The following is a 12684-nucleotide window of genomic DNA, read 5'->3' as shown; positions in this document are numbered from 1 at the left end:
AGGGCCGTCAGGCGGCCGGGCCGAGCAGCAGCCGGTCGAGGAAGGTGCCGCACATGCCCCGTACCCGGGACGGCGACATCACGTGGGAGCCGACGAGCACCTGCACGGCGAGCCCGTCCAGCACTCCTATCAGCAGATTGGCCAGATCCACCGGGTCGCCCTCGGCGACCTGCCCCGCGGCCTGGCCGTCCCGGATGATGCTGGCGATGCTGCGCCGCCACTCGCCGTACGCGCGGTCGCTGAGGTCGCGCAGCTCGGTGTCGTGCAGCGCGGTGGCCCACAGCTGGGTCCACACGTGCCAGGCGTCGGTGGTCTCCTCGCCGTGCGGCAGGTAGACCTCGACCAGGTCGCGCAGCTTCTGGCCCGGCTCCCGGTCGGCCTCGAAGACGACGGCGCGGCGCTCCAGCGAGCGCCGGAAGTTCTGCTCGAAGGCGGCGCGGGTCAGGTCGCGCTTGTTGTCGAAGTAGTAGTGGATGATCCCCGGCGACATCCCGGCACCCTTGGCGACGTCGGCGACGCGCAGCGCCGCGACTCCGGTACGGGCGATCACCCGGCACGCGGAATCGAGGATCTGAGCCCGGCGTTCCGCCTCGACGCTCGGCCTGGGCATGGTCGCGACCCCCTCGGTCCGGTAAAGATCAACGGCAGCCTATCAATCCTGACTTGCCGACCAGTCAACATCGGAGTGACGCTCGCCACGCCCAACTCCCCTGCCGGGAAAGGCACTTCACGAGCGCGAACCGGGAGGGGAGCGGGGCGGGTGGAGAGGCGGGGGAGCCGCCGCCGGCCGGTGCACCCCGAGCGCGCCACATCCCCGAAGCGCACTTTGCACCGGACGGCGGCGGCGGTCTTCAGCGCCGCGTCCGCGCGGCGTAGCCACCCCGGCCGAGCCGTCGCACGACCACGAGCGACAGCACATAGTGCAGCACAGCCGCGACAGCGAACGACGGCAGGGATGCCGTCACATATGCGAAGACTGGCTCCGGTTCGTAGCTGACGGGGTTGAGCAGCAGCGCGTAGGTCACGGCCCCGGCGGCCACCGCCAGGAACGCGACCGGGTTGTAGCCGCGCCAGAAAGCGTATCGCGATACGTCGTCCGGCAGGTACAGATCCCGCAAGCGCAGCTCGCCCCGGCGCAGCAGGAAGAAGTCGGTGATCTGCACCCCGCAGAGCGGCGCGACGAGCACGGCGCCCCAGGAGACGAACCGGCCGTAATTGTCGTACACCGCCTCCGGGAAGAAGACCACGACCGCGGCGGGCGCGAGCACGACGGCGGCGAGCACCGGCCAGGAGACGCGGCGCAGCAGCCGCCCGCCGCCGCCCTTGAGCGCGACCATCGACGAGTACCCCTGCGCCACGACGCTGGTGACGTTCGCGAAGCCGACGAACGCCAGCGCGACCACGCCGAGCACGGCCCCGCCGAGCGGCACCATCCACAGCGTCGGGTCCTCGGAGGAGAGCACGAGCGCGGCGAACACCCCGACGACGGCGGCGAGTACGGAGGCGAGGAAGAGTCCGACGACGTTGGGCCAGTACGCGGCCCGGCTGCTGCGCGAGAGCCGGGCGAGGTTGCCCACGTTCGGCCACCAGGCGAACCCGCCCGCGATGTTGAGCTCGACGGCGAGCATGAAGTTCAGGTGCGGATCACCCCCGGCGCCGCCGAGCGGCGGCGCCGCGACCAGCTCGGACCAGCTCGCCTTCGTGAAGACCAGCGCCAGCATGCCGAGTGTGACGACGACGAGCCCGGGCGCCACGAAGCGGTTCACCCAGGCGATCGAGACCGGGCCGCGGGCCAGCACCAGCCAGGAGACGACGACGGCCGCGAGCGCGATCAGGCTGACGGCGATCCCGCCGTGCCCGAGGTGCGTGCCGAAGAGCTGGTTGGAGACGTTCGCGATCGCGTGCCCGCACATGATCGCCAGCACCGCGGACCAGGCGGCGGCGAGCAGCGCGGACATGACGATCATCACGATCCGGGCGCCCTTGCCACCGAACACGCTGCGCAGCGCGGTGAATTGCTCCACCCCGTACCGTCCGGACGGCAGGCTCGGCGCGAGGGCCACCAGGAACACGCTGATCCCGTAACCGATCACGATGCTCGCGATGGCCGCCTTCGCGCCGACGTAGTACGCGACGGCGCCGCCCTGGAGGAACGCCCAGGTGGCGATCGCCAGGCCGACGTTGACGGAGGAGAACTCCCAGAAGCCCCATATGCGTTCCTTGCGCAGTACGGGAAGTTCGTTCAGTTTCGCGTCGGACGGCACCGCCTCGGCGCCCTCGGTGTCCGCGGCCCGCGCGGCGTCCGCGCCGCGGCCGGCTTCGGTGGCGCTCACCCCGGATACCCCCACCACAACATGACGGCGCTCACGGCGATCAGCCCCAGGACCGTCAGCCACAGATCGCGCGCGGGCAGGGGGTCGAGGACGCCCTCGCCGCTGCCGGGGTCCTCCAGGAGCCGCAGTCTGCGCTCCAGTTCCGCGTCGAACTCCTTGGCGTCCACGGGGACCACTCCTTGCTTTGTTGATTGGCTGACTAGTCAAGTGAGTGTTCTGACGGGCCCACCAACTGTCAACGCCTGGGTGATGAAGACCTCAGAGGCGTTCATGGAGCGGGAGTTGGGGTAGGCGCGTAAATTGACTGACCAGTCAGAGAAGAGAAGGAAGCCGGTATGTCCCCTCAGGCTGAGCTCCCCGCACAGGCACCGGCCGTCGTCATCGGCGCCGGGTACGCCGGGCTGTCCGCCGCGCTGAACCTCACCGAACGCGGCATCCCCGCCGTGCTGCTCGAAGCCTCCGCACGCGTCGGCGGGCGCGTCCTCACCGAGCGGCGCGGCACCGCCGTCATCGACCACGGCGGCCAGTGGGCGGGCCCGACCCAGCACCGGCTGCTCGCCTGGGCCGAGCGCTTCGGCTGCGCCACCTTCCCCACCTGGAACACCGGCAAGCACCTGGAGCTCTGGCACGACGGCACCCGCAGCCCCTACGACGGGGCCGGCCCGGACGAAGGCCCCGGCATGGCGGAGTACCTCGCCGCCGCCGAACGCCTCGACGAACTCGCCGCGCACATCCGGCTCGACGCCCCCGCCGGGACGCCCCGCGCCGAGGAGTGGGACAGCGAGACCGTGCACTCCTGGTGCGAGCGCACCGTCGCCTCACCCGCGGCGCGGCGCCGCCTCGCCCTCGCCGTCCAGGGCGTGTGGTCCTGCGAACCGCGCGACCTCTCCCTCTTCCACCTGCTCTTCTACATCGCCGCCGCGGGCAGCTTCGACGAGCTGATGGAGACCGAGGGCTGCGCCCAGGAACGCCGCTTCGCCGACGGCGCGCAGGCCCCCGCGCTCGCCGCCGCAGCGCACCTGGGCGACCGCCTGCACCTGAACACCCCCGTCCTCCGCGTCGAACAGCTCCCGGACGGCGTGCGCGTACACACCGCGCGGGGGAGCGTGCGCGCCGAGCGCGTCGTGGTCGCCACCCCGCCCCAGGCGACGACGGGCATCGCCTTCAGCCCCCAACTGCCCCTCGCGCGACGCCGTTGGCTGCACCGCAGCCCGATGGGCGACGTCGCCAAGGTGCACGCCTGCTACGACCGCCCCTTCTGGCGCGAGGCCGGACTCTCGGGCCAGGCCACGCTGTACGGGGAGCACCCCGTCGGCGTCGTCTTCGACAACTCCCCCGAGGACGCCGCCTCCGGCACCCTCGTCGCCTTCGTCTACGGCGACCGGCTGCGGCACTGGCAGCGGCTGGACGCGGATGCGCGCAGGCGCGAGGTGCTGGGCACGCTGACGGAGCTGTTCGGCCCGGACGCCGGCGAGCCCCGCGACTACACCGAGAAGATCTGGCCGTCCGACACCTGGGCCGGCGGCGGCTACGCGGCCGTCCCCACCCCCGGCACCTGGCACGCGTACGGCGAGGACGGCTGGCGCGCACCGGCCGGCCGCGTCCACTGGGCCGGCACCGAGAGCGCCTCCGTCTGGAACGGGTACATCGACGGCGCCATCGCCTCCGGCGAGCGCGCGGCCGAGGAGATCGCCGCCGCCTGGAAGCCCACCGAAAGCTGAGCAAGGCGAACGAATACGGCGAACGGGTGACCGGGGGCGGAACCGTACACACGGGGCCGCCCCCGCCGCGTACCCCCGCAACACGGGCCTCACAGGCCCCGCGCGTGGACGCGCGCACCGGGCACGACACGCCCCGCCGCACCCCCTCGCGCCGCTATCTCACAACTGAGATACGGTCATCTCCATGACCGACGACTACCTCGCCCGCATCGGGCAGCTGATCCGTGACGCCCGCCAGCACCGTGGCTGGACCCAGGCGCAACTCGCGGAAGCGCTCGGCACCAGCCAGAGCGCCGTGAACCGCATCGAGCGCGGTAATCAGAACATCAGCCTTGAGATGATCGCCCGGATCTCGGAGGCGCTCGACAGCGAGATCGTCTCCCTCGGGTACTCGGGCCCGATGCATCTGCGCGTCGTCGGCGGACGCCGGCTCTCCGGCAGCATCGACGTGAAGACGAGCAAGAACGCCTGCGTCGCGCTGCTGTGCGCCTCGCTCCTCAACTCCGGCCGCACGGTGCTCCGTCGGGTCGCGCGGATCGAGGAGGTCTACCGCATCCTGGAGGTCCTCTCCTCCGTCGGCGTCCGCACCCGCTGGATCAACGACGGCGCGGACCTGGAGATCGTGCCCCCGGCCGAACTCGACCTGGCGGGCATCGACGAGGAGGCCGCGCGCCGCACCCGCAGCATCATCATGTTCCTCGGCCCGCTGCTGCACCGCGTCGACCGCTTCCGCATCCCGTACGCGGGCGGCTGCGACCTCGGCACCCGCACCGTCGAGCCGCACATGAGCGCCCTGCGCCACTTCGGTCTGGACGTCACCGCCACCGAGGGCATCTACCACGCCGAGGTCGACCGCGAGGTCTCCCCGTCCCGGCCCATCGTGCTGACCGAACGCGGGGACACCGTCACGGAGAACGCGCTGCTCGCCGCGGCCCGGCACGACGGCGTCACTGTCATCCGCAACGCCTCCTCCAACTACATGGTCCAGGACCTGTGCTTCTACCTGGAGCAGCTCGGCGTACGGGTCGAGGGCGTGGGCACGACGACGCTGACCGTGCACGGCGTCCCGCACATCGACGTCGACGTCGACTACTCGCCCTCCGAGGACCCGGTCGAGGCGATGAGCCTGGTCGCCGCCGCCGTCGTGACCGAGTCCGAACTCACCGTGCGGCGCGTGCCGGTGGAGTTCCTGGAGATCGAGCTCGCGGTGCTGGAGGAGATGGGGCTCGACGTCGAACGCGGCACCGAGTACCGCGCGGACAACGGCCGCACCCGGCTGCTCGACCTCACCGTCCGGCCCTCCAAGCTGGAGGCGCCGATCGACAAGATCCACCCGATGCCGTTCCCCGGCCTCAACATCGACAACGTGCCCTTCTTCGCGGCCATCGCCGCGTCCGCGCAGGGCCAGACCCTCATCCACGACTGGGTCTACGACAACCGCGCCATCTACCTCACCGACCTCAACCGCCTCGGCGGCAGGCTCCAGTTGCTCGACCCGCACCGGGTGCTGGTCGAGGGGCCGACGCGGTGGCGCGCCTCCGAGATGATGTGCCCGCCCGCGCTCCGCCCCGCCGTCGTCGTCCTCCTCGCGATGATGGCCGCCGAGGGCACCTCGGTGCTGCGCAACGTCTACGTCATCAACCGCGGCTACGAGGACCTCGCCGAACGCCTCAACGAGGTCGGCGCCCAGATCGAGACCTTCCGGGACATCTGAGGGGCCCGCACGCTCCCGGTCCCGGCACGCTCCCGGCCCCGCCTGTCCGCGGCGGAGCCGGGAGCGTCGTGCTGTGCGGGCGAAGGTGCTGGGCCTTTCGCAGCAGCGGCCGTGTCGTACGGCGGGGCGGGAGCCCGCGGGTGGGCCAGGCTGACGGCGTTCAACGGACCGCTCACCACGAAGGATTGCCCATGTTCCGTCGGCTCACCGTCCCGCTCGCCGTCCTGCTCGCCGCCGTCTGCCTCGGCACCGGCACCGCCACCGCCGCCCCCTCCGGCGACCACGACCGGCTCACGCCCAAGGAGCGCGCGGGCCTGCGCTTCGCGGGCGAGGTGACGGACAACCTCCTGGGCGGGGGCCTGCTCCGCTGACGGCCCCTTCGCGCGCGGTGGCGCGTCCGTCCCGGCCGGGGACGGGCGCGCCACCGCGGCCGTTCGGGGCCCTACTCCCCCACCGTCCCGAACTCCGGTGCCCCCGCCGGGTGGTACGTGGTGATGCGGACGCCCGTCGAGGTGGTGCTGCTGTCGGCCGGCTTGAGGGCGGTGGGCGGGGTGCCCTCGGTGAAGAGGTGTTTGCCGTGGCCGAGGACGACGGGGAAGGTCAACAGGCGGTACTCGTCGATGAGTTGGTGGGCGAGGAGGGTGCGGGCGAGGGTGCCGCTGCCGTGGATCTGGAGCTCGCGGCCCGGGGCCTGCTTCAGTTGCCGCACCGCCTCGACGGAGTCCCCCTCCAGCAGTACCGCGTGCTCCCAGTCGGCCGAGGTCAGCGTGCTGGAGGCGACGTACTTCGGCAGCGCGTTGAGCGGTCCTGCGACGGGGTCGTCCGGGTCGGTGACCTTGGGCCAGTACCCGGCGAAGATCTCGTACGTCCGGCGGCCCAGCAGGAAGGCGTCGGCCCGGGCGAACCAGGCCGTCACCGCGGCGTTGAAGTCCTCGTCCAGGTACGGCACCACCCAGCCGCCCAGCGTGAAGCCGCCGCTGCGGTCCTCGTCGGGGCCGCCCGGGCCCTGGAAGACGCCGTCCAGGGTGAGGAAGAGCGTCAGCGTGAGTTTCATGGCCGTACCTCCGCGAGCGCCGGTCCGGGGTGCGGCCGGGCGCCGCACAGCCCTGTCCCTGGTACGGACCGTAGCCCCGGACGGAACTCATCGCGCGGCAGCGGGGCCCGGCCCCCGGCACGGTGCGCCGGGGGCCGGGCACGGGGTGCCGCTCAGGGCAGGGCCGCGATGCCGTCGAGTTCGACGAGGGCCTGCTCGTCCCAGAGGCGGACGGCGCCGATCACGGCCATCGCCGGGTAGTCGCGGCCCGCCAGCTCCCGCCAGACGGCGCCCAGTTCGCGGGCCACGGCGCGGTAGGCGGGGACGTCGGTGGTGTAGACGGTGACGCGGGCGAGGTCGGCCGGGGTGCCGCCGGAGGCGTCCAGCGCGGCGAGGAGGTTGCCGAGGGCGAGCCGGAACTGGGCCGGCAGGTCGCCGGGGTGCCGGACGTGCCCGTCCCCGTCGAGCGCGGTCTGCCCGGCGAGGAAGACCAGCCGCGATCCGGTGGCGGTCACGGCGTGCGAGAAGCCGGTGGGCGGGGAGAGCGCGCCGGGGTTGGTGCGTGCCAGGTGCGGGACGGGGGTGCCGGGGGTGGGGGTCACCGGTAGAGCTCCTTCGCGATGATCGAGCGCTGGACCTCGCTCGCGCCTTCGTAGATGCGCGGGGCGCGCACCTCGCGGTAGAGGTGTTCGAGCAGGTGGCCGCGCTGGAGCGCGGCGGCGCCGTGGATCTGGACGGCCGTGTCGACGGCCTGCTGCGCGGTCTCGGTGGCGTGCAGCTTGGCCATCGCGGCGTACCGCGCGATGCCGGGGTCGCCGCGGTCGTACGCGGCGGCCGCGGCGTAGACCAGCAGCCGCGCGGACTCGACGCGGGTGGCGGTCTCGGCCAACTGGTGGGCCACGGACTGGAGTTCGCGGAGCGGGGCGCCGAAGGCCCGGCGCCGTCCGGCGTGTTCGAGCGCGGCGTCGAGGGCGGCCTGGGCCATGCCGACGGCGAACGCGCCGACGCTGGGCCGGAACAGGTTGAGGGTGCGCATGGCGACGCCGAAGCCGCGCCCCACCTCGCCGAGGACATCGGCCCGGGTGACGGGTACCCGGTCGAAGCTGAGGGTGCCGATGGGGTGCGGCGAGAGCATGTCCAGCGGCTCGCCCGTGAGCCCGGGCCGGTCCGCGGGGACGAGGAAGGCGGTGATGCCCCGCGCGCCCTCCGCCGCGTCGCCGGTACGGGCGAAGACGCTGTGGACGTCGGCGTGCGGGGCGTTGGAGATCCAGGTCTTGGTGCCGGACAGCTGCCAGCCCTCGCCCGTGCCGTCCGGAGCGGCGGCGAGCGCGAGGGCCGCCGCGTCGCTGCCCGCGCCCGGCTCGCTCAGCGCGAAGGCGGCGACGGCGCGGCCCGCGGCGATCTCGCCCAGCCAGCGCGCCCGCTGCTCCGCCGTGCCGTCGAGGGCGAGCGGTCCGGCGCCGAGGCCCTGGAGCGCGAGCGCCGTCTCGGCCTCGGTGCACTCGCGGGCCAGGGTCTCCCGCAGCAGGCACAGGTCGAGGGCCCGGACGGGGGCGCCGTCGGGCGGGGCGACGCGGGCGACGAGGCCCAGTTCGCCGAGTTCCGCGACGAGTTCGCGGTTGAGGGTGCCGGGGGCGGCCCGTCCGGCCAGGGGGCGCAGCCGTGCGGCCGTGAGTTTCCGCAGGTCCTCGCACCACTCCAGCTGTTCGGCTTCCAGTGCGAAAGCGGGCATCGAAACGCCTCCTGTATCGCGGACCGTTGACTGTCGTCACCATCACGTTACGCTCAACGGCACATCGGCACGCAAGGATCCATCACCTTCCCGCTCCCCGGAACCGGCAGCACCGGCCTCACCCGCCGGGCCTGCCGCGACCGCCGAGCCGGGACCCGCGAGGGGGCGCATCCGCCATGCACACGATCCCGTCCGCGCACGTCGACACCTTCGCCCGCGACCATCTGCCGCCGCGCGAACAGTGGCCCCGCCTGGTCTTCGACCGTCCCGGGCTGCACTACCCCGAGCGCCTCAACTGCGGTGCGGAGCTCCTCGACCACACCGTCGCCCGCTTCGGGCCCGACGGTCCGGCACGGCCCGCGGTGCGCGGCGGCAGCGGCGAGATCTGGTCGTACGCCGGGCTGCGGGAACGGGTGGACGGGATCGCGCACGCGCTGACCGAGGACCTCGGCGTCGTCCCCGGCAACCGGGTGCTGCTGCGCGGGCCCACCAGCCCGTATCTGGCGGCCTGCTGGCTCGCGGTGATGAAGGCCGGCGCGGTGGCCGTGACGGTGCTGGCCGCGCAGAGCGCGCACGAGCTGCGCACCATCGGCGCGATCGCGCGGGTGAGCCACGCACTGTGCGACAGCCGCTCGCTGGACGGGCTGACCGAGGCGGCGCGCGACCTCCCCGGCCTGCGGATCACCCCGTTCACGGTGGGCGGGGACGGCCCGCGCCCGGAAGCGGAACGGGACGCGGGGCCGGAAGCGGAACCGGAACCGGAGGCGGGCCCCGAGCTGTTGCGGCTGGCCGGGCGGCACCGCGGGCGGCCGTTCCGGGCCGTGCCGACGGCCGCCGATGACGTCGCGCTGATCGCCTTCACCTCGGGGACGACGGGCAGGCCGAAGGGGTGCGTCCACTTCCACCGCGACGTGCTCGCCGTCGCCGACACCTTCTCCGCGCAGGTGCTGCGCCCGCTGCCCGAGGACGTGTTCGCGGGCAGCCCGCCGCTCGGCTTCACCTTCGGCCTCGGCGGGCTCGTCCTCTTCCCGCTGCGCGCCGGCGCCTCCGCGCTGCTGGACCAGTGGAGCGGCGCGCACCAGATGCTGGAGGCCGTCGAAGCGCACCGCGTCTCGGTGCTGTTCACCGCGCCGACCGCCTACCGGGGCATGCTCGCCGCCCTCGACAAACCCGAGGGCCAGGGCCGGGAGCGGCCGTACGCGATCGGCTCGCTGCGCCGCTGCGTCTCGGCCGGCGAGAACCTGCCGGCCGCCACCTGGCACGCCTGGCACGAGCGCACCGGGCTGCGGCTGATCAACGGCATCGGCGCGACGGAGATGCTGCACATCTTCCTCTCCGCGCCCGAGGAGACCCAGCGCCCCGGCACCACCGGCCGAGCCGTCCCCGGCTTCGAGGCACGCGTGGTGCGGGACGGGCCCGGCCCCGTGGCCGAGGTGCCCGACGGGGAGCCGGGGCTGCTCGCGGTGCGCGGCCCCGTCGGCTGCCGCTACCTCGCGGACGAGCGCCAGCGCGAGTACGTACGGGACGGCTGGAACATCACCGGTGACACCTACGTCCGCGAACCGGACGGCTACTTCCGGTACGTCGCCCGCGCCGACGACATGATCGTCTCGGCCGGGTACAACATCGCGGGCCCCGAGGTCGAGGAGGCGCTGCTGCGGCACCCGGACGTGGTGGAGGCCGCCGTGGTCGGGATGCCGGACGAGAAGCGGGGGCAGGTGGCGGTCGCGCACGTCGTGCTGCGCGAGGGTGCCGCGCGGGACGGCGAAACCGCCGCCGCGCTGCGGGAGTTCACCAAGGGCGAGCTGGCCCCGTACAAGTGCCCGCGCCGCGTCGTCTTCGCCGAGGCCCTGCCGCGCACCCCCACCGGCAAGCTCCAGCGCTTCCGCCTCCGCACGGAGGACCGGCCGGACGCCGGAACCGGAACCCCGTCCGGAGCGGGTGCGGCGGACCGGACCGGAACGGGGCCGGGGGGCCGCCCTGGGCGGCGGGGCACCGGCCTAGAGTGACCGCGTGACTCAGCCCGACCGGCCCGACGGCCCGCCACCGCAGTCGCCGACTCCCGGCGGCACGCCCGCAGTTGCCGCCTCCGCGCGGGCCCCCGGGCCGCTGATCCTGACCCTGTACGGCGCCTACGGCCGCGAGTTCCCCGGCGGCGGCACGGTGCCCGTCGCGACCCTGATCCGGCTGATGGGCGCGCTCGGCGTCGACCCGCCCTCGGTGCGGTCGGCCGTCTCCCGGCTCAAGCGGCGCGAGCTGCTCACCGCCGACCGGCCCGGCAGCAAGGCGGCCGGGTACGCCCCCTCCCCCGCCGCGCGGCAGCTGCTCGACGACGGCGACCGGCGCATCTACCAGCGCCCCGAACCGGACGGGCGCTGGCTGCTGGCCGTCTTCTCCGTCCCCGAGAGCGAGCGCGAACGCCGCCACGTGCTGCGCTCCCGCCTCGCCCGGCTCGGCTTCGGCAACGCGGCCCCCGGCATCTGGATCGCCCCGTCCCACCTGGAGGAGGAGACCCGGCACACCCTGGAGCGGCTCCGGCTCGCGCCGTACGTCGACCTGTTCCTGGGCACGCACCAGGGCTTCACCCCGACCGCCGAGGCCGTCGCCCGCTGGTGGGACCTGGACGCGCTCGCCGCCCTGCACCGCGCCTTCCTCGACGCGCACGAGCCGGTGCTCCGCACCTGGTCCCGGCGCCGCCGCCCGCGCCCCGAGGCCGCCTACCGGGACTACCTGGCCGCGCTCGACGACTGGCGCCGCCTCCCGTACGCCGACCCGGGCCTGCCCCGCGAGCTGCTGCCCGCCGACTGGCCCGGCGAGCGCGCCGCCCGGGTCTTCGCCGGGCTGCACGACCGGCTGCGCGCGGAGGGCCTGGAGTACGTGTCCGCCCTCCGCCGGGAGAGCTGACGCGGGGCTGACCCGGCCCGCCGCCCGGCCGTACGCTGGAGACATGCGCACCCGTGATCCGGCGGCAGGGCCCGACGGGGCGGGCGGCGAGGACCCCGCCCGCCGTGCCTACCTGCGCCGCCGCAAGCGCTACGCCGTCCTGATGACCGTCTGCCTGGCCCTGTTCATCGGCGCCTGGGCACTGGTCCGGCTCTGGTCGGTCCCCGTCGCGATCGGCATGTGCGTCGTCGCCATGGTCATCCCCCCGGTCGCCGCCATCATCGGCAACCGCCGCGGCCCGGACGACCGGTGGTGGGACGAGCCCGGGCCGCGGTGACCCCAGGGGCGCGGTGCCGCCCCTCGCCGGGCGCGCCTCTCGCCGTGGCTGGTCGCGCAGTTCCCCGCGCCCCTTTGCGCCCCGTGCGCGTGCCGGCCACGGCACGGGGTGCGCCGCATCTCGGGGTGCCCCCTCCCGTACACCGGCAAGTGCGGGCGCGGGCCCACTGGTCGCGCAGTTCCCCGGACCGCGCTGAGCGGCCTTGCCTGCCCCCGGTCACACCTTCCGCACGACCACCGATTCCGGCAGCAGCTTCTCCAGGTCGTCCACGTCCGACGAGAAGACCGTGACCTGCCCCCGCTGCCGCAACGCGACCACGGCCAGCACCGCGTCGATCGCGTACTTGTGGCCGTGCAGCCCGGCCGAGGCCAGCAGCCTCCGTGCTTCCCTCGCTTCCTCCGTGCCGACCGTCGCCACCCGGATCCGCGACAGCACCCAGTCCCAGCGCCGCTGGGTGATCCGCCCGTCGAAGGCTTCGACGAGGGTCATGGGAGAGGTGACGATCTCGGCCTCTCCCATCGCAGCCAGCTTCAGCCGGTCCACCCACTCGGGACGCCCCTGAACCGCCAGTGACAGAGCCTCGCAGTCCAGCACGTAGACGCGTCGTCGTCGCGTCTGCTCCGGATGGCGCTTCGGGGTCACGCGGCCTTCCCCCCTGCCTTTCGACGCCGGTCGTGTTCGGCGTCGATTTCGTCCAACTCGGCACGGGCGGCCGCCAGTCGGTCGTCCGTGACCGGCCCGTACTCGTCCTCCAGCCAGTCCACCAACTCCGTCAGACGGTCCTGGTCACGCTTGGTCCGGATCGCCTCGGTGACATAGGCCGAAATGCCTTGGTCCGCCGCCTCGGCCTTGACCTCTTCGAGCAGTTCCTCGGGGATGGTGACCGTCACCTTCTTGGTAGCCATACTCCCCACCATACTCGCCACCGTGA

The 12684-nt window shown here is 73.7% G+C and carries 14 protein-coding genes; 6 read left to right on the top strand and 8 right to left on the bottom strand.

The features are described from left to right. Positions 1-7: 7 nt before the first annotated feature. The 3 genes from HCC30_RS00735 to HCC30_RS29110 form a co-directional block, all read right to left on the bottom strand. The gene (locus HCC30_RS00735; protein WP_169439965.1) at positions 8-610 is read right to left on the bottom strand and encodes a TetR/AcrR family transcriptional regulator; all 603 of its coding nucleotides are present in this window, start codon (positions 608-610) and stop codon (positions 8-10) included. 241 nt (positions 611-851) lie between these two features. After that, complete coding sequence (locus tag HCC30_RS00730) at positions 852-2333, bottom strand: cytosine permease (RefSeq protein WP_206323211.1); 1482 nt, start codon at positions 2331-2333, stop codon at positions 852-854. Next, positions 2330-2500 (bottom strand): hypothetical protein, encoded by a 171-nt coding sequence (locus HCC30_RS29110; protein WP_169439964.1) that lies wholly within the window; start codon positions 2498-2500, stop codon positions 2330-2332. Before HCC30_RS29110 ends, HCC30_RS00730 begins: the two co-directional genes overlap by 4 nt. Before the next feature lie 168 nt (positions 2501-2668). Here HCC30_RS29110 and HCC30_RS00720 point away from each other — a divergent pair, with 168 nt between their 5' ends. The 3 genes from HCC30_RS00720 to HCC30_RS00710 all read left to right on the top strand — a co-directional run bounded on the left by HCC30_RS00720 (position 2669) and on the right by HCC30_RS00710 (position 6139). Then, positions 2669-4054, top strand: coding sequence for an FAD-dependent oxidoreductase (locus tag HCC30_RS00720; protein WP_169439963.1), 1386 nt, complete (start codon positions 2669-2671; stop codon positions 4052-4054). Positions 4055-4238: 184 nt separating this feature from the next. Continuing rightward, entirely contained in the window at positions 4239-5768 is a 1530-nt protein-coding gene (locus HCC30_RS00715; RefSeq protein ID WP_169439962.1) for a UDP-N-acetylglucosamine 1-carboxyvinyltransferase, read from the top strand. Between the two features lie 191 nt (positions 5769-5959). Continuing rightward, on the top strand, positions 5960-6139 hold the full coding sequence (locus tag HCC30_RS00710; protein ID WP_169439961.1) for a hypothetical protein: 180 nt from the start codon (positions 5960-5962) through the stop codon (positions 6137-6139). 71 nt (positions 6140-6210) lie between these two features. On the opposite strand, the gene HCC30_RS00705 is transcribed toward HCC30_RS00710, so the two are convergent. From HCC30_RS00705 to HCC30_RS00695, 3 genes are all read right to left on the bottom strand, one after another. Further along, positions 6211-6822 (bottom strand): dihydrofolate reductase family protein, encoded by a 612-nt coding sequence (locus tag HCC30_RS00705; RefSeq protein ID WP_169439960.1) that lies wholly within the window; start codon positions 6820-6822, stop codon positions 6211-6213. 152 nt (positions 6823-6974) lie between these two features. After that, positions 6975-7403, bottom strand: a complete 429-nt coding sequence (locus HCC30_RS00700) for a RidA family protein (protein WP_346776440.1) — start codon at positions 7401-7403, stop codon at positions 6975-6977. After that, positions 7400-8533 carry an acyl-CoA dehydrogenase family protein gene (locus tag HCC30_RS00695; RefSeq protein WP_169439959.1) on the bottom strand — a complete coding sequence of 378 codons (1134 nt, stop codon included), beginning with the start codon at positions 8531-8533 and terminating at the stop codon, positions 7400-7402. The genes HCC30_RS00700 and HCC30_RS00695 overlap by 4 nt, the downstream gene beginning before the upstream one ends. 176 nt (positions 8534-8709) lie before the next feature. Here HCC30_RS00695 and HCC30_RS00690 point away from each other — a divergent pair, with 176 nt between their 5' ends. From HCC30_RS00690 to HCC30_RS28340, 3 genes are all read left to right on the top strand, one after another. After that, positions 8710-10542, top strand: coding sequence for an AMP-binding protein (locus tag HCC30_RS00690; protein ID WP_169439958.1), 1833 nt, complete (start codon positions 8710-8712; stop codon positions 10540-10542). A gap of 100 nt (positions 10543-10642) precedes the next feature. After that, the gene (locus HCC30_RS00685; RefSeq protein WP_206323260.1) at positions 10643-11437 is read left to right on the top strand and encodes a PaaX family transcriptional regulator C-terminal domain-containing protein; all 795 of its coding nucleotides are present in this window, start codon (positions 10643-10645) and stop codon (positions 11435-11437) included. Positions 11438-11579: 142 nt separating this feature from the next. Next, complete coding sequence (locus HCC30_RS28340; RefSeq protein WP_240979273.1) at positions 11580-11753, top strand: DUF3099 domain-containing protein; 174 nt, start codon at positions 11580-11582, stop codon at positions 11751-11753. Positions 11754-11969: 216 nt separating this feature from the next. On the opposite strand, the gene HCC30_RS00675 is transcribed toward HCC30_RS28340, so the two are convergent. Together HCC30_RS00675 and HCC30_RS00670 are read right to left on the bottom strand one after the other, a co-directional pair. Next, positions 11970-12395 (bottom strand): hypothetical protein, encoded by a 426-nt coding sequence (locus HCC30_RS00675; RefSeq protein WP_169439955.1) that lies wholly within the window; start codon positions 12393-12395, stop codon positions 11970-11972. Next, the gene (locus tag HCC30_RS00670; protein ID WP_169439954.1) at positions 12392-12658 is read right to left on the bottom strand and encodes a CopG family transcriptional regulator; all 267 of its coding nucleotides are present in this window, start codon (positions 12656-12658) and stop codon (positions 12392-12394) included. Before HCC30_RS00670 ends, HCC30_RS00675 begins: the two co-directional genes overlap by 4 nt. Positions 12659-12684 lie beyond the last annotated feature (26 nt).

The sequence above is a fragment of the Streptomyces sp. HNM0574 genome (genome assembly GCF_012726235.1).
In the GTDB taxonomy this organism is placed as follows: domain Bacteria; phylum Actinomycetota; class Actinomycetes; order Streptomycetales; family Streptomycetaceae; genus Streptomyces.
This window is presented reverse-complemented; position numbering and strand designations above follow the sequence as displayed.